Source organism: Hyalangium sp. (assembly GCF_045802625.1).
Classification (GTDB): domain Bacteria; phylum Myxococcota; class Myxococcia; order Myxococcales; family Myxococcaceae; genus Hyalangium.
Genome location: NZ_JBJMQP010000157.1, coordinates 66,012 through 85,855 on the forward strand (window position 1 = coordinate 66,012; position 19,844 = coordinate 85,855).

Here is a 19,844-nt window from a genome sequence, read left to right on the forward strand (position 1 = left end):
CGCATCGAAGCGAGGCTGAAGGAGGTTCCCCCCCACCCCTTCAGCACTTCCGGTGAGTCACTTGAAGAAGACCCGCGGCCCGGTACCCTTCTGGGGTATCGGGCCGCCTTCTTTTGTACGTTTGCCCCTGCCGCCGGGTTTCATGGCCGGGAGCACGTTCCGCTAGTGCACCGCGCGCCCCTCCTGGCTCTGCCGGTAGGTGGGGAGGCGCAGGGCGTGGACGAAGCCCACCGGGGTGACGCCGCGCCCGTTGCGGTAGGGCCAGAAGCGCAGCGTGGCCGGGTTCAACGTCACCTGCTCCAGCAGCCGCAGCTCGGCCAGCGGGTACCAGCGGCCGGCGGCCTCGCCGCGCCGGGGCAGCACCTCGAAGGTGAAGCGGGCCTGGCCGGCTCGCAGCGCCGCCTCGAGCCGCTCCACGCGGCTGTGGCCCAGCGCATCCGCGTGGCTGGCGATGACGCGCAGCTTCGCCCGGCCGAGCCCTCTCACCCGGAAGGGGGAGACCGCGTAGTAGTCGTTCTCCAGCCAGTCATGGGTGTCGGTGGACAGCGGCGCCAGCCCCAACGTCCACGGGGAGCGCACCGTGGCGAAGAGCAGATCCTGATCTCCGGAGGAGGGCTGCTCGGTGACGGTGTCCTCCGAGCGCAGGCGCACCGCGAGGCCGAGGATGTCCGGCCACTCGCGCTGCCCGCGCCAGAGCGCGGTGGACAGGCGTACCAGCGCGGGCCCGGAGAGCCGCGAGGCCAGGGGCAGCAGGCTCTCCCGCTCCGTTATGGCCTTCACCTCGGCGCGGTAGGTGACACCCTCGGGGTGGAAGAAGCGCGCGTGGCGGAGCGTCGCCCCGGCCCGGATGACCGGCCCCCACAGCGCGCCCACGGCGCGGCCCAGCTCCTCCGAAAGCGACATGCGGCAAACCCCTCCCGGGCCATAAGGTGGAGCAGGTGTCGGGCAGGGAAAAGAGGTGTGGGGCGCCGAGCCCGCCTGCCTGCTCGCAGGGTGAACGCCGGAGGCTGGAAACACGACGCCCGCCCGAGCGAGGCGCTGGGGCGGGCGTGGGGTGCCGCGGAGGGCGGTGGGGGGCGCGAGAGGCTACTGGCCGCTGAAGAGGCTGCCGGCCTGGGTGAGCCACTCGGTGAGCGAGCCGGGGAGGATGCCCAGCACCACCACGGCCACGGTGGAGAGCACCAGGGTGAGCTCGGTGCCCCAGCTGCGCTCCAGCACGTGGGCACCCTCGGGCACGGGGCGCATGAACATGTAAACGACGACGCGCAGGTAGTAGTACACGCCGGCGGCGCTGGAGAGCACGCCGACAATCGCCAGGCCGATGAGGCCGGTGTCCACCGCGCTGCGGAAGATGAGCAGCTTGCCCATGAAGCCCATGGTGGGCGGAATGCCACCGAGCGACAGCATGAAGGCGGCCATCGCGAAGGCCCAGCCCGGCCGCCGCTGCGCCAGCCCGCTGAAGCGGTCCAAGTCCCAGGCGGTGCCCTTGTCCTCGTCCTCGCGGCGCTCCAGCGCGGAGACGAGCGCGAAGGCGCCCACCGCCGTGACGGTGTAGGCCAGCAGGTAGAAGAGGATGCCGCGCAGCGCGTCCGCCCGCGCCACATCCAGCGGCGAGCCCGCCCCCAGCGCCGTGGGGCCCAGCAGGCGGAACGCCTCGCCCGGCTTGGTGACGAAGAGCGCCGCCACGCCCACCAGCAGGTAGCCGGCGTGAGCGATGGAGGAGTAGGCCAGCATGCGCTTCACGTTGCGCTGGGGGATGGCCAGCAGGTTGCCGACGATCATCGTCAGGAACGCGAGCGTGGAGAAGATGGTGAGCGGCACCTGGGGATCCATGCCCTTGGCCACCGCGAGGAACACGCGCACCAGGGAGGCGAAGGCGGCGGCCTTCACCCCGGCGCTCATGAGCGCGGTGACGGGGGTGGGAGCGCCCTCGTACACATCCGGCGTCCACATGTGGAAGGGCACCGCGGCCACCTTGAAGGCGAAGCCGGCGGCCACCAGGATGATGCCGCAGTACACCAGCTCCTTGTGCTCGTTGAGGCCCCGGCCCAGCTGCTGGCTCAGCATGGTGAGCTGCGTGGTGCCGGTGGCGCCGTACAGCAGCGCGGCCCCGTACAGCAGCACCGCCGAGGAGAAGGCGCCCAGGATGAAGTACTTGAAGCCCGCCTCGCTGGGCCGGGTGCCGCGCCGCAGGTACGAGGTGAGCGCGTAGGTGCCAATGGAGAGCACCTCGATGTTGACGAAGACGGTGATGAGCTCGTTGGAGATGGCCAGCAGGCTCATGCCCGCCGAGGCGAACAGCATCAGCGCGTAGAACTCACCGCGCTCGGCGCCGCGCTTGTGCAGGAAGGAGGCGGCGCTGAGGGCGGCCAGCCCCAGGCCCACGCAGATGGTGAGCGACAGGAAGCTGGAGAACGGATCCAGCACCGCATAGCCGAGGAACACCTGCCGCGGCGGCTGGAACATCAGCCACACGGAGACGATGCCGCCCAGCGCCGCGGTGGCGGCGGTGAACACCGCCTGGTAGCCGCGGGACGAGGTGGCGGAGAGGAAGACCTCCGAGATGAGCAGCACGCTGGCTCCCAGCACCATGAGGAGGGCGGGCAGCAGCGGGAGGAAGTCTGCCGAGGTGATGTTGGGCAGGTTCATGGCGGGAGGGGCCTCTTACTGCCGGGGCGAGGGGAGAGCGGCCGCCGGCAGGACGGCGAGCGGACCGGAGGGATGGGAGGGGGCCGCCGCGGTCTTCTCCGTCAGCGGCATGACCTCCACCTGGAGCTTGGAGGCGTCCGGGGTGGCGCCCGGAGTGCCCACGCTGGCGCGGGCGATGAACCGGTCGGTGGAGGGGGCGAGCCGGTCCAGGAACGGCTGCGGCATCAGGCCCATCACCAGCACCAGCGCCAGGAAGGGCGCCGTGGTGATGAACTCGCGCAGGTTCATGTCCTTGAGGAACTGGTTCTCGCGGTGGGTGAGGCTGCCGAAGAACACCTTCTGCACCATCCACAGCATGTAGGCCGCGCCGAGGATGACGCCCAGCGCCGCGAGCACGCCGAAGATGGAGCCCAGGCTGCTCTTGAAGGTGCCCAGCAGGACCAGGAACTCGCCGATGAAGCCGTTGGTGCCCGGCACCGCCACCGAGGAGAAGGTGATGATGAGGAACGAGGCCGTGTACACCGGCATGACCTTGGCGATGCCGCCGTAGTCTGCCATGAGGCGGGTGTGGCGGCGCTCGTAGAGGAAGCCGAACAGGAGGAACAGCGCGCCCGTGGACACGCCGTGGTTGAGCATCTGGTACGCGCTGCCCGTGGCGCCCTCGGCGGTGAGCGCCAGCATCCCCAGCATGCAGTAGCCCAGGTGGCTCACGGAGGAGTAGGCGATGAGCTTCTTGATGTCCCGCTGCGCCAGGCACATCAGCGCGCCGTAGACGATGCCCACCACCGACAGCGTGGCGAGGAACGGCCGGGCCTGCTGGGTGGCCACCGGGAAGAGGGGAATCGCGAAGCGCCAGAAGCCGAAGGTGCCCATCTTCAGCATCACGCCGGCCAGGATCATCGAGCCGGCCACGGGCGCCTGCACGTGCGCGTCCGGCAACCACGTGTGCACCGGGAACATCGGCACCTTGATGGCGAACGCCAGCGCGAAGGCGGCGAACATCACCGGCCCCCAGGTGTGCAGCGTCCTGGCGAGGCCCGTGACACTCTCACACGAGCCCGCGGCGGTGCACCGGGCCAGCTCCTGGTTGGCGCTCAAGAGGCCGTTGTAGATGGAGGCGTAGTCGAACGAGCGGCTGCCGGCGGGCCCGCTGAGGAAGTACAGCGCGACGATGGCCACCAGCATCAGCAGCGAGCCGAAGAGGGTGTAGAGGAAGAACTTCACCGCCGCCATCTGGCGATCCTCGGCGCCCCACACGCCAATCATCAGGTACATGGGGATGAGCATCGCCTCGAAGAAGACGTAGAACAGCAGCACGTCCAGCGACAGCAGCGCGCCCAGCATCGTCGTCTGGAGCACCAGCAGCGCCAGGTGGAACTCCTTGATGCGGTGGCTGATGTACGTGGTGGAGGCCAGCACCACCAGGGGGCCCAGGAACACGGTGAGCAGCAGCAGGCTCGCGGCAATGCCGTCCATGCCGATGTGGTAGCTCAGCCCGAACTCGGTGAACCAGGGCACCCGGTACTCGAGCTGGAACTCGGAGCCGCCCGGCACGTACTTCGTATAGGCCCAGACCCCGAACACCAGGTCCACCAGCATGCCAATCAGCGTGGCGGTGCGGATCTGCCCGTGCTCGCTGGCCGGCAGCAGCAGCACCAGCAGCGCGAAGATCAGCGGCAGGAAGATGACGATGTTCAGCAGGTGCGTGTCGAAGAAGCCCATTAGAACACCCTGACGATTGCGTAGATCACGCCGCCCAGCAGCGCCAGCGCCATCACCGCGGCGTAGGCCTGCGCATCACCCGTCTGCACGTAGCGCAGCGCGCTGCCGACGCGGGCCGTCACCCACGCCACCCCGCGCACCGCCACCGTGTCGATGAGCAGCGCATCCACCACGCGGTAGAACACGAAGCTGATGAACTTCACCGGGCGGATGATCAGGAACTCGTACAGCTCATCCACGTAGAACTTGTTCTGCGCCACCCGGCGCACCCAGCGCGCCGCGGCCGGAGCCGGCTGGCCCGCCCGAGCCGGGAAGAAGCTCAGGTACAGGAACGCCGCCGCCGCGCCGCCCAGCACCACGATGATCCACGCCACCCCGTAGTCGGCGATCGACGGGCGGCTGCTCTCCAGCTCCACCGTGGCCGCCGTGTGGGCGATGCGCCCGGCCCCCTGGAACACCGGGCTCAGGAAGTTCTCCATGAGCGTCTGGTCCGAGTTGGGCAGCAGCGGGAAGGCGTACGCCGCGGACACGATGCTGAGCACCGCCAGGATGACCAGCGGCAGCGTCATCTGCCAGGCGCTCTCGTGCGCATGCGCCACGCGGGCCTCGGAGGAGCGCTTGCCCTCGAACGTCAGCAGGTACAGGCGCGACATGTAGAAGGCCGTGCACACGGCGATGAGCATGCCCACCGGGTAGAGCAGGTGGTTGACCCACTCCAGCTCGTGCAGGTGGTTGTGGTGCACGCCGTGGAGGATGGCGTCCTTCGAGAAGAAGCCGGACAGCGGGATGATGCCGGTGATGGCCGCCGTGGCGATGAGGAAGGTGACCCACGTCCAGGGCATCTCCTTGCGCACGCCGCCCAGCTTCTTGATGTCCGTCTCGTCCCCGTTACCGTGCATCACGCTGCCGGCGCCCAGGAACAGGCAGGCCTTGAAGAAGGCGTGGGTGACCAGGTGCAGCACGGCCGCCCAGAAGATGCCCATGCCCACGCCCATGAACATGATGCCCAGCTGGGACACCGTGGAGTAGGCCAGCACCTTCTTGATGTCGTCCTGCGCGAAGGCGATCAGCGCGGCCAGCAGCGAGGTGGCCGCTCCGATGATGGCGACCGTGGCCATGGCCGTGGGGCTCATCACCAGCAGGAAGCTCATGCGGCTGAACAGGTACACGCCCGCGGTGACCATCGTCGCCGCGTGGATGAGGGCGGAGACGGGCGTCGGGCCGGCCATGGCGTCCGGCAGCCACACGTACAGGGGCAGCTGCGCGCTCTTGCCCGCCGCTCCCAGCAGGAACAGCAGCAGCGCCACCGTCAGCATGCCGCCGTAGGTGTGGCCCTCGAGCGGCCCCGAGTTGATGGCCGTGTCCAGCTTCACCGTGCCGCCAGCCTCGGGCAGCGAGCGGGCCATCGTCTCCAGGCCCTGGAAGGTGAGCGGACCGCGCTGCTCCAGGCCCGCGCTGTAGCGCGCCACGGTGCTGCCCACCGGCTGCAGCGTCGCGTCAGAAGCCTGCTTGGAGAAGGCCCCCACCATCAGGACGATCAGGAACGTGCCGATGAGGAAGGCGAAGTCACCCACGCGGTTGGTGATGAACGCCTTGCGGCCCGCCCACGCCTTGGCGGCGTCCGTGTACCAGAAGCCAATGAGCAGGTAGCTGGCCATGCCCACGCCCTCCCAGCCCACGAAGAGCAGCACGAGGTTGTCGGCCATCACCAGCGTCAGCATCATCGCGACGAACAGGTTGAGGTAGGCGAAGTAGCGCCAGTACCCGTCGTCGTGCTCCATGTAGCTGGTGGAGTACAGGTGGATGAGGAAGCCCACGCCGGTGATGACCAGCAGCAGGGTGCCGGACAGGTGGTCCACCAGCAGGCCGAAGTTCACGCGGAAGCTGCCCGCGCTGAACCAGGTGCCCAGGTCGTTCCACAGCGCGTAGCGCGCGGCCGGCCCGCCGAAGGTGTTCACCACCGAGGGCACGCCCTGGCTGGAGTCGCTGGTGGCCCAGAAGGCCAGCACCGCCAGGACGAAGGAGCCGGCCACCGCGGCGCAGGCCACCAGGTGCACGTTCGCGCGGCCCATCATCCGGCCGAACACGCCGCAGACGAACGCGCCCAACAGCGGCAGGGCGATGATCATCCACAGCGATTGGGACAGGATTTCCGGGGCGATGGGCGCGGTCTTGAGGAGGCTAGGGAGGTCCATGCGGAGGCTCTCGAAGGGCGGGGGACCGCGTCAGTGCTTCATCGTCTTGATGTCTTCGATGTTGATGCTGCCTCGGCTTCGGAACACGGCGATGACGATGGCCAGGCCAATGGAGGCCTCGGCCGCCGCCACGGCGATGACGAAGAAGGCCGACACGTGGCCAATGCTGTCACCGTGCATGCGCGAGAAGGCGAGGAACGTCAGGTTCGCCGCGTTGAGCATGAGCTCCACGCACATGAAGACCACCAGGGCGTTGCGGCGCACCAGCACGCCGAACATGCCCAGGCAGAACAGCGCCGCGGCGAGGAACAGGTAGTAGTTGATGGGAACCATGGCTCAGATCCTCGACTTGGCGACGACCACCGCGCCCACCATGGCCACCAGCAGCAGCAGGCTCACCGCCTCGAAGGGCAGCAGCCAGGTGGTGAAGATGGCGCGGCCAATGGTCTCCAGCGTGCCGAAGGCGTGCGCTGACAACTGCCCGTCCTTGCCCGTGAGCGGCGCCGGCGCGGTGTGCACCCGGGCGATGGACAGCGCCAGCACCACGAACAGGCCGATGGCCGACCCACCTCCGAGGATGCGGCCGAACGTCATCCGCGGCCCCGGGGCCTCTTCGCCCAGGTTGAGCAGCATGATGACGAAGAGGAAGAGCACCATGATGGCGCCCGCGTAGACGAGGATCTGCAGCGCCGCCACCGTGTGCGCCCAGAGCAGCACGTAGATGCCGGCCAGGAAGAAGAAGCAGGACACCAGCGCCATGGCCGAGCTGATGGGGCTCCTGGCGGAGATGACCAGCGCCGCCGACAGCAGCGTCAGCACCGCGAACGCCCCGAAGAGGACCTGTTCGATGTTCAAGACCAGTCTCCGAACGCGCCCCAGGGCTTGTCGCCGAACGGGCAGCGCTTCTCGTGGATGTGCGCCTCGAACTCGGCGCGCCAGCGCATCAGGAAGGAGTGCGTGGGCAGCGCCGCCGCGTCACCCAGCGCGCAGATGGTGTTGCCCAGGCCGATCGGCGGGTAGGGCGCGATGGAGGCGGCCACGTTGCTGAGCAGCTCCAAGTCGCTCATCTCGCCGCGGCCCTCTTCGATCTTGCGCAGCAGCCGCGTCTGCCACGGGGTGCCCTCGCGGCACGGGGTGCACTGGCCGCAGGACTCCTCCGCGTAGAAGCGCGCCACGCGCCACAGGCAGCGCACCATGCAGGAGCTGTCGTCCATGACGATGACGCCGCCGGAGCCGGCCATCGTCTGCTTCACCTTGAGGGCCTCGAACTCCAGCGCCACGTCCAGCTCGTCCGCGCCCAGCACCGGCGCCGAGGAGCCACCGGGGATGACCGCCTTCACCTTGCGGCCCTGCGGCATGCCCCGGCCGTACTTATCGTCGAAGATGAGCTGGGTGATGGTGCACTCCAGCGGCACCTCGTAGACGCCGGGCCGGTTCACCGTGCCGGACAGGCACACCAGGCGCGTGCCACCAGACTTGTCCGTGCCCAGCTTGGCGTACCAGTCCGAGCCGCGCGAGAACACGTGCGGCACGCTGGCCAGCGTCTCCACGTTGTTGACCACCGTCGGGGCGCCGAACAGGCCCACCACCGCGGGGAACGGCGGCTTGAGGCGGGGCCAGCCCTTCTTGCCCTCGAGGCTCTCCAGCAGCGCCGTCTCCTCGCCGCAGATGTACGCGCCCGCGCCGCGGACGATGTAGCAGTCGAGCTGGAAGTCCTTGCCCAGCATCGTCTTGCCGAAGATGCCGGCCTTGTACGCCTCGTCGATGGCCGCCTGCGTGCGCTCGGTGGGGAACTTGAACTCGCCGCGGATGTAGACGTAGCAGGTGTGCACCCCCAGCGCGTACGCCGCGATGGCGATGCCCTCCAGCATCATGTGCGGATCCAGCTCGAGGATGTAGCGGTCCTTGAAGGTGCCCGGCTCGGACTCGTCCGCGTTGACGGCCAGGTACTTGGGCTTGGGGCTGTCCTTGGGGACGAAGCTCCACTTGAGGCCCGTGGGGAAGCCCGCGCCGCCGCGCCCGCGGAGGTTGGACTTCTTCACCTCGTCGATGATCGCCGCGGGCGCCATCTCCAGCGCCTTCTTCAGCGCCTCGTAGCCCCCGCGCTTGCGGTAGTGGTCCAACGTCCAGGACTTGGGCTGGCCCCAAGCGCTGGAGATGATCGGTTCAAAGGCCGTTGTCGCCATGTGCGGTTCCTTGGAGGAGTGCCGATCAGGAGAGCTTCGCCAACAGCTCGTCCAGCTTCGCCTTCGTCAGGCTCTCGTGGTGCTCTTCATTGACCTGCAGGCAGGGGGCGGTGCCGCACGAGGCCAGACACTCGGTCTCCCGCAGGGTGAACTTCTCGTTGGACTCGCCCGCCTTCAGCCCGAGCTTGTCTTCCAGGTAGCCGAGCATCTTCTCCGCGCCCCACAGCGCGCAGGAGAGGTTGGTGCAGACGTCGATGACGTACTTGCCCGGCTTCTTCAGGTGGTACATCACATAGAAGCTGGCCACCTCGTAGGCGCGCTCGGGCGACACTTCCAGGTGCTTGGCCACCAGGCGCATGCCCTCGGGCGGCAGCCAGCCTTTCAGGTCCTGCAGCAGGCGCAGCGCGGGCAACATCCCCGCGCTCTTCCGATCGGAGGGGTAGTGGGAGAGGATTTCCGCGATCCCCGCGTCGAACTTCTTCTGCTCTTCAGAGGTGAACAGGGGCTCCGCCATGGCGGGCGCTACGTATTGCCCCAAAGGCTGCGTTGTCAACATAAACCCTCGAAGTTCCTCGGGGTGCCCATCAGCGGATTTCCGAGCGATTTCAAGCCCTTGTTATGGGCGGGCCCGTACTGGGGCTGGGGCGCTCGGATCAGCCCGGAGGCCATGCACGCGCCCCGGGCGAGCGTTCGAGGTTCGAACGGGCGGGGCTGGCACTTTCTTTTCCGGGGCTTCCGGATCCGGTACAAGTCGGCGCCTGGGTGAACTCGTGAGTGCGGCAGGACCTCAAAACGGTGGGCAGCTCCCCGCGGGCGTCAATCCCGAGGGGTACCGTGTGCTCATCGTCGAGGACAACCCGCACATCATCGAGATGTACGCCTACGTCCTCAAGAAGCTGGCCAGCGGGGAGCTTGCGGGCAAGGTGCCGCTGGAGGTGCACTTCGCGCCGGACGGGCACCACGCGCTGGCGCTGCTGCACGAGCAGCGCTTCAGCCTGGTGATGACGGACCTCTATATGCCGGTGATGGACGGCTTCGCCCTGGTGGAGCGCATCCGCGAGGAGGAGAAGCTGCGCACCATCCCGATCATCGCCATCTCGGCGGGGGGCAAGGAGGCGCAGGACCGGGCCATGCAACTGGGGGTGGACATCTTCCTGCGCAAGCCGGTGCGCTTCGTGGAGGTGCTGGAGACGGTGAAGCAGCTGCTACACATCGGTAAGTAGCTCTCGGGGCAGAGGGGGGCGGCCGGGCTGTTTTCATTGCACCGAAATTTGACGCCGGGGCGAGGGGACGACGTAAAGTCGCGCACCCATGCTCAAGCCCGCCGTCAACCGCGACACCGTGAGTGGCGAGGCGCTGTTCATCCTTCGCAACCTGAGGGAGAACGGGCGCCTGGGACGCTCGAACAAGCTGGCCGATGTGAAGGCCGCGCTCGAACCGTCCGTGTCACTCGAGTTCGACAGCTACTTCTTCTTCCTGCGCAAGTTCCACTACATCGCGATGGATCGCGAGGCGCAGCTCAAGCTCACCGATCAGGGCGAGCGCGTGGTGGACGGGGACGCGCTGGACAAGTTCACCCTGGAGGTGGGCGAGTTCTTCGCCGATCAGATCGTCGGCGAGGACGAGGCCACCCAGGCGGGCAGCCTGGATGATCTGGGGGCGATGCCGCCGCCGCCGCCGGAGCTGACGCTGGATGAGTCGGAGGTGGCCCGGTCCTCGTCGCCGCCGCCCATTCCGCTGCCTCCGGCTCGGGCCTCGCGGGTGGGGCTGCCCTCGGTGGAGCCGGTCATTCCGCCGATGCCCTCCGTGGCCCCGGTGAACGCTCCTCCTCCGGTGGCCGCCGCGCCGGTGGCCGCTCCGATGCCCTCCATCACCTCTCCCCTGGCGTCTTCCTCCATGCCTCCTCCCGCCTCTCCCGCCGTCGCCGCGCCGGCCGCCCCGAAGGGGACCGAGCTGGACATGCGCTACCAGAAGTTCGATCCCATCGGCAGCGGGCCGCTCGGCACGGTGTTCAAGGGCCGCTTCAACGCGCTGGGGCTGGACATCTCCATCAAGGAGCTGAAGGACATCTTCGGCTACTTCTCCTTCCTGCAGCGCGGCGAGGTGCTCAAGCGGCTGAAGAGGGAGCTGTGCGCGCAGGCCCAGGTGCGCCACCCGGCCATCGCGCAGATCGTGGATCAGAACGTGGACTCGCCGCGGCCGTACTTCGTGGTGGAGCTGCTGCGCGGCAGCCTGAAGGAGAAGCTGGAGGCCGGTGGCGGCAAGGGCGTGCCGGTGCCGCTGGCGCTGCGCTGCTTCCTGCAGCTGGCGTACGGGCTGCGGGCGGCGCACGCGACGGGGCTGACGCACCACAACCTCAAGCCGGAGAACATCCTCTTCGACGCCTACGGCAACGCGAAGCTGGCGGACTTCGGCATGGGGCGCGTGGTCGAGGTGGATGCGGCCAAGGGCATGCCGCAGGTCTTCATGGGCACGGGCGGCATGGTCTACATGGCGCCGGAGCTGATTGGCCGCACGAAGGAAGCGGGCCCGGCGGCGGACGTGTACGGGCTGGGCATCCTGCTCTACGAGATGCTGACCGGTCAGATTCCGGGCCGCCGCTCGCCGCTGCCCTCCGAGGTGAACTCGGATGCGCCGTCGGGGCTGGACTCCATCTTCGACCGGATGACGCAGGACAAGAAGGATCAGCGCTACCCGGACATCGAGGCGATGCTCGAGGACGTCTACAAGGCCTTCCCGGACAAGGAGCACCTGGAGAAGGGCGACCTCATCCTCTCGTCGGAGCCGCAGCAGGGCTGAGGCGGAGGGAGGTTTCCGGCCGGCCAGCATCGCGAGCGCCCAGGTTCGTGAGGCGTGCGGTGCTGGCGGCTGGTGAGGGTTCCACGAGGAGCGAGCGTGGAACCCTTCGCCTTCCGCGAGCTACCGGTGCGCGGCGGGTAGCCCCCGCGCGCCAGTCACGGCTCAGGAGCGCATCCGGGACGCCAGCTCCTTCTGGGAGAGCGCCCCCTTCTCCAGCAGCAGCTCCAGCAGGGCCCGGAGGATCTTCGAGCTCTTCTCCTGATTGACCCGCACCGTGTCGAGCCGCTGCATCTCCTCCGGGCTCAGCCCCGCGGGAGCCGAGCCGCCGGCGAGGATCTCATCGAGCAGGTCCCCGGCGCTCGAGCTGACGCCCGAGGAGACAGGCTCGGCGGCCATCGAGGGCGCCACATCGGCCACACGCTTCACCACCGTGTTGCCGCTCATGTCGACGACCTTGAACTCGTCCTCATCCCCGGGGGAGGTGGTCTGAGAATCCTGCCGCTCGGACTCGCCGGTGTAGCGCGAGCTCATGGCCGGCTCCTGGCCTCGGTAGTGGCGCAGGATGGCGGTCTCGATCTCCCGGTCGCTCGCCACCACCACCACCACGCGCGCGCGAGCGCGGGCCGCCACCTGATCCACCGTGTTCAGATCCGTGGGATCCGACATCGCCAGCACCAGCGTCTTGCCGTTGTCCTTGAGGGACACCGGGAAGATGCCCTTCTGCTCGGCGAGGCTCACGTCCACCTTGGCCAGCGCGCCCGGATCCTTGGGGATGTTGCCCAGGTGCAACCGCTGCGTGCCCGTCCCCTGGGCAATCGCGTTGATGACGGTCTCCTCCTTGGCGATGCCCATGTCCGTGATGACGCGGGACAGGCGCCCTCCCCACTGATCATGCCGGGCGAGCGCGCTGCGAAGCTGCAGCTCGTCGATGACGCGAGCCTTGACGAGAAGTTCCCCAATACGGTTGCGCGGTGGTGCGGCCATGGCCCCAGTGTAACGTCAGGAGCGGGCGAACGATGAATTCTGGCTTCCACGAGTGCCTGGCCGGGGGGGTGGCCCTGTTCAACGCTGGCCAGTGGTACGAGGCCCACGAAGTCTGGGAGGAGGCCTGGAAGCGCGAGTCCGGCCCCCGCCGCGTACTCCTCCAGGGGCTCATCCTGGTGGCCGCCGGCTGGGTACAGCGCGGCCGGGGCCGCCACCAGGGTGCTCGGGTGCTCTTCGGCCGGGCGCTCGAGCGCCTGGAGCCCCTGCCCGCCATGTATGAGGGAGTCGACGTGGGTGTGTTGCTTCCCCAGGTGCGCCAATGGCGGGAGGGCGGCACCGGCGAGCCCCCTCGCCTGGCCTTCACCCCCGCCCAGGAGGACTGAGCGATGCAACCCTTCGCGGATGGATGCGACCAGAGCTGCCCCTACTGTGGGGAGGAGGTGGAGCTCCAAGTGGACGGGCTGGGGCCGGCCTCGGAGCGGTACGTGGAAGACTGCCCGGTGTGCTGCCGGCCGTGGACCGTCTCTATCTCCCGCGAGGAGCAGGAGGTCTTCGTCAGCCTCGCCCGGGATGACGATTGAGGCCTCGCCTTGACACGTTTCAAAGCATGGTTCTCTTGAGTCTAGCGAGGCGCTGAACCCCCGGTGGGACGGGGGCAGGCCGAGAAAACGACAACTCAAGTTCATGAACCGTCCGCTGCTCGCAGCGGAACGCACAGGAGAAGACCATGCTGAATCGTTGGAATCCGTTCGAGGTTGGGAATGGCGCGGTGGTGGCGGGCCCCTTCCTGCGGGATTTTGATCACCTGTTCCAGGAGCTGTCGGGCCAGGCGGTACGCCAGGGCCGCGAGCTCGCTCCGGCCACGGACATCTACGAGACCGAGAGCGGCGTCACCCTGCAGGTGGACCTGCCGGGGCACGATCCGAAGGCCATCGAGGTGAAGGTGGAGAAGGGCGTGCTGACCCTGCGCTCCGAGCGCAAGGCGGACGCGAGCGCCAAGGAGGGCGCGCGCAGGCTGGAGCGCGGCTTCGGCGTGTACACCCGCTCCTTCAAGCTGCCGGACACGGTGGACACGCAGAACGTGGAGGCGCGCTACGAGAACGGCGTCCTCACGCTCTCACTGCCCCGCAAAGAGGAGTCCAAGCCCCGCGTCATCGAGGTGAAGGTGCAGGGCTGAGCGGGGACTCGCGGCCAGGGGCGTAGCGGCTGACGTGATACACGCGCCCCGGCCCTCTCGCTGAGGAGAGGGAAGGGCTCGAAGGGAAGGGGGCTTCGCCGGGTGGCGGAGCCCCTTTTCTACTTCTTGGTGCCGAGCGCCAGCGGGATGCGGAACAGCTCCAGCACCTGCTGCACGTCCAGCGGCTTGGCCAGGCACGCGATGGCGCCGGCCTGCTTGGACTGCTCGACCACCTCGGGCGAGTGGTTCGACGTCATGGTGATCAGCCGCACGCTCTCCATCTGCTTGCGAGCGCGGATGCGGCGGCACACCTCGAGACCATCGATGTCCGGCATGTTGAGGTCGATGAGCATGCCGTGGGGCTTCTGCTCGGACACGAGCAGGAGCGCCTCCACGCCGCTGCTGGTGGTCTGCAGCTCCACCTGCGCCGCGTAGGGCTTGAAGGCACGCTTGATGGCGTCCAGCACGGGACGCTCGTCATCCACCACCAGCAGCTTCACCGTCCCGCTGCCCAGCTCATCCGGCACCGGCATCTGGTGGGTGATGAGGAAGGCTCGCAAGTCCGCCGAGCGCACGCGCCTGTGCCCGCCCGGCGTGCGGAAGGCCATCAGGATGCCCCGGTCGATCCACTTGCTCACCGTCGATGGATCCACCTGCAGCAGGCGACTGATGTCGTGGGTGGTGTACAGCTGATCCGTCGTGCCCGACGGCAGCAATTCTTCCTTTGGCTGTCCCGAACCGGTGCTCATGGAATTAAACACCTACCTTGAAACCGAGGTGACTTCAACCTACCTGACTGCTCAACCTACCCGGACTGCTTTTCTATCAAGACCTTTTCATCAAACCTAGCACGTCTTCCCAGCGACCACTGGCCTTCAGACACAGCTCGACCAGCTCCCGTGCGGCGCCCTGCCCTCCGCGGCTCTGGGCCACGAAATGCGCCTCCTGCCGAACCTCCGGCACAGCATCGGCCGGGCAGGCGGATAATCCTACCCGGGACATAGGACCCAGGTCGTTCAGGTCGTCCCCCATATAAGCACAGGACTCAGCGGGTATGGAGAACTGGGTGAGCAGTTCGTCCAGGGCCGGCCCCTTTTCCTTCTTTCCCTGGAGGATAGCGGCTAACCCCAGCTCTCGCCCACGGACATCGACGATGGCCGAGCTCCGGGCCGTGAGGATGGCCGCCGGGAGGCCCACCAGGCGGGCCATCACCAGGGCGTGGCCGTCCTTCACGTCGAAGCGCTTCAGGGCCTCGCCGGTGGCGCCGTAGTAGAGGCCGCCGTCGGTGAGCACCCCGTCCACGTCGAACACGAGCAGCCGCACCTGGGCGGCCCGGGCGGTCAGCTCCTGCTTGTTCGGCTTGGGAAGCGCCTCCGTCATGACCGCTTCAAGCCCCCTCCTCGACGCTCATACCGCCGGCTCGTGCCCCAGCGCTCTCCGGATAGCCAGAACACTTCGTATCACGTCTTCGAACATCTGGGGATTCAGCGAGCAGGGACCGTCGCACAGGGCACGGTCCGGGTCCTCGTGGACCTCGGTAAAGAGCGCGTCGATGCCGGCGGCGGCGGCGGAGCGGGCCAGCAGGGACACGAACTTGCGCTCTCCGGCCGTCTCCCCGTTGCCCGCCGAGGGCAGCTGGACCGAGTGGGTCGCGTCGAAGCACACGCTCAGGCCCGCCTCGCGCATCAGCAGGAAGCCGCGCATGTCCACCACGAGGTTGTTGTAGCCGAAGGAGGCGCCGCGCTCGGTGACGAGGACGTTGGGGTTGCCCACCTCCATGGCCTTGCGCGCCGAGTGGACGATGTCCTTGGGCGCCACGAACTGGCCCTTCTTGAGGTTGACGCCCCGGCCGCTCTTGGCCACGGCCTCCACCAGGTCCGTCTGCCGGCAGAGGAAGGCGGGAATCTGGATGATGTCCACCACCTCGGCGGCGGGGCCCACGTGGCTCGTCTCGTGGACGTCCGTGAGGATGGGCACGCCCACCTCCTCGCGGATGCGCCGCAGCACGCGCAGGCCCTCCTTGAGGCCGGGGCCGCGGAAGGACTTGCCGCTGGTGCGGTTGGCCTTGTCGTAGGAGCACTTGAAGGCGTACGGCACGCCCAGCTTCTGCGTAATGCCCTTGAGCAGGTGGGCGTGGCGCAGCGCCAGCTCCTCGGACTCGATGACGTCCGGCCCGGCGATGACGAACAGCTTCTGGCCTGGGCCCACCTGGTGGCCCGCGAGGGTGATCATGATGCCTTGTCCTGCGAGGCCCCACGCGCGGTGTCACGCTGGGTGAGCGCCGCCTTGATGAAGCCGGAGAAGAGAGGGTGGGGAGCGAACGGCTTGCTCTTGAACTCGGGGTGGGACTGGCAGCCGATGAAGAAGGGGTGATCCTTGAGCTCGATCATCTCCACCAGGTTGAGATCCGGGTTGTGGCCGGAGATGAGCAGCCCGGCCTCCTGGAGCCGGCCGCGGTAGGTGTTGTTCACCTCGTAGCGGTGGCGGTGGCGCTCCTGGATGACGTCCTGGCCGTAGAGCTTGTGGGACAGCGTGCCCGGCTGGAGCGCGCAGGCGTAGCTGCCCAGGCGCATGGTGCCGCCCTTGTCCTGCACCTTGACCTGGCTCTCCATGAGCGACACCACCGGGTGCGGGGTGTGCTCGTCGAACTCCAGCGAGTTGGCGCCCTGCAGCCCCAGCACGTCGCGGCTGAACTCCACCACCGCCATCTGCAGGCCCAGGCAGATGCCGAAGAAGGGCAGCTTCTTCTCGCGGGCGTAGCGCACCGCGGAGATCTTCCCCTCGGTGCCGCGCACGCCGAAGCCGCCGGGCACCAGGATGGCGTCCACTCCGGACAGCAGCGTGTCGGCGCCCTTCTCCTCCACCGCCTGCGAGTCCACGAAGAGCAGGTTCACCCGCACGTCGTTGGCGATGCCGCCGTGGAGCAGGGCCTCGTTCAGGCTCTTGTAGCTCTCCTTGAGGTCCACGTACTTGCCGACGATGCCCACCTTCACCTCGCCGCGCGCCGGCTGGTAGATGCGGCGGGTGATGTTCTCCCAGCGCTCCAGGTGGGGCGCGCGGCTCCAGATGTTGAGCACCTCGGCCAGCCGCTCGTCCAGGCCCTGGCGGTGCAGCTCCAGCGGCAGCTCGTACACGCTCTTCACGTCCGGCGAGGTGAACACGTTGCCCGTGTCCACGTTGCAGAACATGGCGATCTTGTCCTTGAGCTCGCGGGAGATCTCCCGGTCCGTGCGGCACAGCAGGAAGTCCGGCTGGATGCCGATCTCCCGCAGCTTCATCACCGAGTGCTGGGTGGGCTTGGTCTTCACCTCGCCGGCCGCGCTGATGTAGGGCAGCAGCGTCAGGTGCACGTAGACGGCGTTCTGGCTGCCCACGTCGTAGCGCATCTGCCGGATGGCCTCGAGGAAGGGCAGCGACTCGATGTCACCCACCGTGCCGCCCACCTCGACGATGGCCACGTCCACGTCCTGGGCCGTCTGGCGGATGCTGGCCTTGATCTCATCGGTGATGTGGGGAATCACCTGGACGGTTTTTCCCAGGTACTCGCCCCGCCGCTCCTTCATGATGACGGAGTAGTAGATGCGGCCGGAGGTGTAGTTGTTCAGCCGGCTCATCCGAGCGTTGGTGAACCGCTCGTAGTGGCCCAGGTCCATGTCGGTCTCGCCCCCGTCCTCGGTGACGTAGACCTCGCCGTGCTGGAAGGGGCTCATGGTGCCGGGATCCACGTTGATGTACGGATCCAGCTTGATGAGGGTGATGTTGAGCCCGCGGTTCTCCAGCAGGGCGCCGATGGACGCGGAGGCAAGTCCCTTACCCAGGGAGCTGACCACGCCGCCGGTCACGAAGATGTACTTGGTCTTCTTCGAGCGCATGACCCTTCCTGCCAAGGAGGTCGGGATGCGTCAACGATTCTGTGAGGCGGCGGGTCGGTTGGTGAGCCAGCGGCTTCAGGTGCCGTCCGGGCCGCGGGGGCGGGCGTGGGCGTAGTCCCGGGCCTCGGGCTCTCCGACGCGGAAGTCCCTCAGGGGGCAGTGGCGGCAGCTCCAGCCATCCCAGCCGCGCTTGACGGCCAGGTGCAGGCATCGGTCGTACAGGGAACAGAAGAGGTTGCGTTGGGCCTCCACCGCCTCCTCTTCGCGAATGGCCGAGGGCAGGGGCGTGGGGCAGGGTGTAATGGACACGGCAGGGCTTCTCCAGAGAAGTCGGGACGGCTTCCCCTCCGGCTGCAAACAGGGAGGTGGCGCGCTCATTCCCGAGAGGGCACCTGGGCGTGGGGCCAATAAAAAACCCGCTCTCCCCGTGCGCCCCTTTCGGGTACTGCGCGCGCGGGAGGAGCAGGCTTCACTGCTGGCTCCACATCCGCTGGGTGGCGTTAGCGCGCCATGCCAGCGGAGGTGGATGCCTGACTGTTGTCGGTCAAGGCATCACCTCCTTTCGTCTGCGGCACCAGTGTTAATCGGGAGGGTGGTGCGTGCGCTAGGGATCGATGTGGGTTTTGTTGGCCGGTGGGCTGCCCGGCCGCTGCTCAGGCGGTCATGTCGCGCGGGGTGTCCGAGCGCGTACGGCCCGGGTGGTATCGCTGGCTCTCCCTCTTGTTGCGCACCCTGCCTGCTCACAGGGCGCCGACCAGGTTCGTCAGTACCTGGGTAGCTCGGCTTGCTGCTGAGGAGGTTCGCTCCACGTGACATTCAAGAGTGTAGGGGCGCTGCTGCTGCTGTCCTGGGCGGTCAGCTCCTGCGAGGGGGAGCCGAGTGCGCCCGGGCCCCTGCCGGCGCGGGCGCCTGTGCGCACGGCGCGCCAGGAGGTCCGTAGCGGGAACAAGGTGCTCATCCTGGGCAGCAGCGTGGCCGACGGACTGAACAGCCCCGAGGCTCAGGCGGTCTACGCCTGGGGGGGGCTGACGCCCGAAGTGGTGACTCCGGCGCAATGGCACGACATGACGGCCGATCAGTTCATGTCCTATCAGGCCCTCATCATTGGCGATGCGGCGTGCGAGGCCGGCCCGGCCGCATACCAGGTGGCGATCGACACCCGCGCCACCTGGGGCGCCATCGTCGACGGCGACGTGGCCATCGTTGCCGCGGCCCCGAGTTCCAACGGCCAGGTTGATCTGGTGAACAGCGCCGTCACCTTCGCGCTCAACACCGTGCAGTACCGCACGGGCATGTACATCGCGCTGGGCTGCGCCTACGACAGCGCCCCGCCCAACACGGCGGTAGACCTGCTGGAGCCGTTCGGCACCTTCAAGGTGCAGGGCCTGTCGACGTGCGCCGACAACGGGCACATCTTCCAGATGAGCAACGACGTCATCTCCCGGAACATGTGGGACGGGTTGCTCGTCGGGAACGACGGGTGTTCGACACGAACGGTCTTCACCAGCTATCCGGATCGCACCTTCTCGTATGTGGCGCTGGCTCAGTACTACGACCCCTCGGTGCCCATCCCCGGCCAGAAAATCTATAGCGACTTCACCTGCGACTATGGCAACGAGACGCCTTTCGTGGGCACGCCGTACGTCCTGGTGCGCGGCGCCATGCCCTACGGCGGTGGCTGCGGTGCGCCCGACTGGATTCCTTCGGGTGAGGAGTGCGATCTGGGCGACGGCATCAACGGCGCGCCCGCCACTAACGGTGGGCCGGCCGATGGGACGTGCTCGTGGTCGTGCCGCCAGCACTGGTGCGGCGATGGCCATGTGGACACGGAGTTCGGTGAGGAGTGCGACAACGGGAGCAACAACGGTCGCTCGATTGACACCTCCGGCAACCTCGGTGCGTGCTCCTCGTTCTGCAAGATCCCCCACATTCCGTCGACCAACCATCCGCCGGTCGCGGTCTGCGCGAACAGGACGGTGTCGGCGACGAACCAGTGCGGCATGACGGCCGACATCAATAACGGCTCGTCTGATCCGGACAACGATCTGGTGGGCTGCGTGCAGAGCCCGGCCGGGCCGTACAACATCGGCAACACGACGGTGACGCTGACGTGCACGGACCAGAAGGGCAACTCAAATGCGTGCTCGGCCACGGTGACGGTGCTGGACAAGGTGGCGCCGGTGGTGACGCTCACCGCGCCGGTGAACCAGTCGCTGGAGTGCACCAAGGGCGGCACGTACACCGACCCGGGCTACAGCGC

At 67.8% G+C, this 19,844-nt stretch carries 19 protein-coding genes and 1 pseudogene; 6 read left to right on the forward strand and 14 right to left on the reverse strand.

Annotated features, from left to right (window positions below; genetic code table 11):
• Positions 1 to 162 precede the first annotated feature (162 nt).
• From ACJ8AT_RS28850 to nuoE, 8 genes are all read right to left on the reverse strand, one after another.
• Positions 163 to 903, reverse strand: a complete 741-nt coding sequence (locus tag ACJ8AT_RS28850) for a hypothetical protein (RefSeq protein WP_407741113.1) — start codon at positions 901 to 903, stop codon at positions 163 to 165.
• 183 nt (positions 904 to 1,086) lie between these two features.
• Positions 1,087 to 2,649 (reverse strand): NADH-quinone oxidoreductase subunit N, encoded by a 1,563-nt coding sequence (locus ACJ8AT_RS28855; RefSeq protein WP_407741114.1) that lies wholly within the window; start codon positions 2,647 to 2,649, stop codon positions 1,087 to 1,089.
• Positions 2,650 to 2,664: 15 nt separating this feature from the next.
• A complete protein-coding gene (locus ACJ8AT_RS28860) occupies positions 2,665 to 4,371 on the reverse strand; it encodes a NuoM family protein (RefSeq protein ID WP_407741115.1) in 1,707 nt (568 codons plus the stop codon).
• Positions 4,371 to 6,566 (reverse strand): NADH-quinone oxidoreductase subunit L, encoded by a 2,196-nt coding sequence (gene nuoL / locus ACJ8AT_RS28865; RefSeq protein ID WP_407741116.1) that lies wholly within the window; start codon positions 6,564 to 6,566, stop codon positions 4,371 to 4,373. The genes ACJ8AT_RS28860 and nuoL overlap by 1 nt, the downstream gene beginning before the upstream one ends.
• A gap of 30 nt (positions 6,567 to 6,596) precedes the next feature.
• A complete protein-coding gene (gene nuoK, locus ACJ8AT_RS28870) occupies positions 6,597 to 6,899 on the reverse strand; it encodes an NADH-quinone oxidoreductase subunit NuoK (protein WP_407741117.1) in 303 nt (100 codons plus the stop codon).
• A 3-nt stretch (positions 6,900 to 6,902) separates the two neighbouring features.
• A complete protein-coding gene (locus ACJ8AT_RS28875; protein WP_407741118.1) occupies positions 6,903 to 7,421 on the reverse strand; it encodes an NADH-quinone oxidoreductase subunit J in 519 nt (172 codons plus the stop codon).
• Complete coding sequence (gene nuoF, locus ACJ8AT_RS28880) at positions 7,418 to 8,752, reverse strand: NADH-quinone oxidoreductase subunit NuoF (protein ID WP_407741119.1); 1,335 nt, start codon at positions 8,750 to 8,752, stop codon at positions 7,418 to 7,420. Before nuoF ends, ACJ8AT_RS28875 begins: the two co-directional genes overlap by 4 nt.
• A 25-nt stretch (positions 8,753 to 8,777) precedes the next feature.
• Positions 8,778 to 9,266 (reverse strand): NADH-quinone oxidoreductase subunit NuoE, encoded by a 489-nt coding sequence (gene nuoE, locus ACJ8AT_RS28885; RefSeq protein ID WP_407741120.1) that lies wholly within the window; start codon positions 9,264 to 9,266, stop codon positions 8,778 to 8,780.
• A 256-nt stretch (positions 9,267 to 9,522) separates the two neighbouring features.
• On the opposite strand from nuoE, the gene ACJ8AT_RS28890 reads away from it, so the two are divergent.
• Together ACJ8AT_RS28890 and ACJ8AT_RS28895 are read left to right on the forward strand one after the other, a co-directional pair.
• Positions 9,523 to 9,975: a response regulator gene (locus tag ACJ8AT_RS28890; RefSeq protein ID WP_407741121.1), complete on the forward strand. Its 453-nt coding sequence runs from the start codon at positions 9,523 to 9,525 to the stop codon at positions 9,973 to 9,975.
• Positions 9,976 to 10,063: 88 nt separating this feature from the next.
• A complete protein-coding gene (locus tag ACJ8AT_RS28895; protein WP_407741122.1) occupies positions 10,064 to 11,551 on the forward strand; it encodes a serine/threonine-protein kinase in 1,488 nt (495 codons plus the stop codon).
• A gap of 162 nt (positions 11,552 to 11,713) precedes the next feature.
• On the opposite strand, the gene ACJ8AT_RS28900 is transcribed toward ACJ8AT_RS28895, so the two are convergent.
• Positions 11,714 to 12,535 carry a hypothetical protein gene (locus tag ACJ8AT_RS28900; RefSeq protein ID WP_407741123.1) on the reverse strand — a complete coding sequence of 274 codons (822 nt, stop codon included), beginning with the start codon at positions 12,533 to 12,535 and terminating at the stop codon, positions 11,714 to 11,716.
• Positions 12,536 to 12,567: 32 nt separating this feature from the next.
• Here ACJ8AT_RS28900 and ACJ8AT_RS28905 point away from each other — a divergent pair, with 32 nt between their 5' ends.
• The 3 genes from ACJ8AT_RS28905 to ACJ8AT_RS28915 all read left to right on the forward strand — a co-directional run bounded on the left by ACJ8AT_RS28905 (position 12,568) and on the right by ACJ8AT_RS28915 (position 13,712).
• Positions 12,568 to 12,918 (forward strand): DUF309 domain-containing protein, encoded by a 351-nt coding sequence (locus tag ACJ8AT_RS28905; protein WP_407741124.1) that lies wholly within the window; start codon positions 12,568 to 12,570, stop codon positions 12,916 to 12,918.
• 3 nt (positions 12,919 to 12,921) lie between these two features.
• A complete protein-coding gene (locus tag ACJ8AT_RS28910; protein ID WP_407741125.1) occupies positions 12,922 to 13,116 on the forward strand; it encodes a CPXCG motif-containing cysteine-rich protein in 195 nt (64 codons plus the stop codon).
• A gap of 146 nt (positions 13,117 to 13,262) precedes the next feature.
• A complete protein-coding gene (locus ACJ8AT_RS28915) occupies positions 13,263 to 13,712 on the forward strand; it encodes an Hsp20/alpha crystallin family protein (RefSeq protein ID WP_407741126.1) in 450 nt (149 codons plus the stop codon).
• 119 nt (positions 13,713 to 13,831) lie between these two features.
• Here ACJ8AT_RS28915 and ACJ8AT_RS28920 read toward each other — a convergent pair whose 3' ends face one another.
• The 5 genes from ACJ8AT_RS28920 to ACJ8AT_RS28940 form a co-directional block, all read right to left on the reverse strand.
• Entirely contained in the window at positions 13,832 to 14,461 is a 630-nt protein-coding gene (locus ACJ8AT_RS28920) for a response regulator (protein WP_224361295.1), read from the reverse strand.
• Between the two features lie 76 nt (positions 14,462 to 14,537).
• Positions 14,538 to 15,092: a KdsC family phosphatase gene (locus ACJ8AT_RS28925; RefSeq protein WP_407741127.1), complete on the reverse strand. Its 555-nt coding sequence runs from the start codon at positions 15,090 to 15,092 to the stop codon at positions 14,538 to 14,540.
• Positions 15,093 to 15,119: 27 nt separating this feature from the next.
• The gene (gene kdsA / locus ACJ8AT_RS28930) at positions 15,120 to 15,944 is read right to left on the reverse strand and encodes a 3-deoxy-8-phosphooctulonate synthase (protein WP_407741129.1); all 825 of its coding nucleotides are present in this window, start codon (positions 15,942 to 15,944) and stop codon (positions 15,120 to 15,122) included.
• Positions 15,941 to 17,584, reverse strand: a complete 1,644-nt coding sequence (locus tag ACJ8AT_RS28935) for a CTP synthase (protein WP_407741130.1) — start codon at positions 17,582 to 17,584, stop codon at positions 15,941 to 15,943. The genes kdsA and ACJ8AT_RS28935 overlap by 4 nt, the downstream gene beginning before the upstream one ends.
• Positions 17,585 to 17,659: 75 nt before the next feature.
• Positions 17,660 to 17,893: a hypothetical protein gene (locus ACJ8AT_RS28940; RefSeq protein ID WP_407741131.1), complete on the reverse strand. Its 234-nt coding sequence runs from the start codon at positions 17,891 to 17,893 to the stop codon at positions 17,660 to 17,662.
• 500 nt (positions 17,894 to 18,393) lie between these two features.
• On the opposite strand from ACJ8AT_RS28940, the pseudogene ACJ8AT_RS28945 reads away from it, so the two are divergent.
• Positions 18,394 to 19,844, forward strand: a pseudogene (locus tag ACJ8AT_RS28945) (surface protein); the annotation flags it as partial.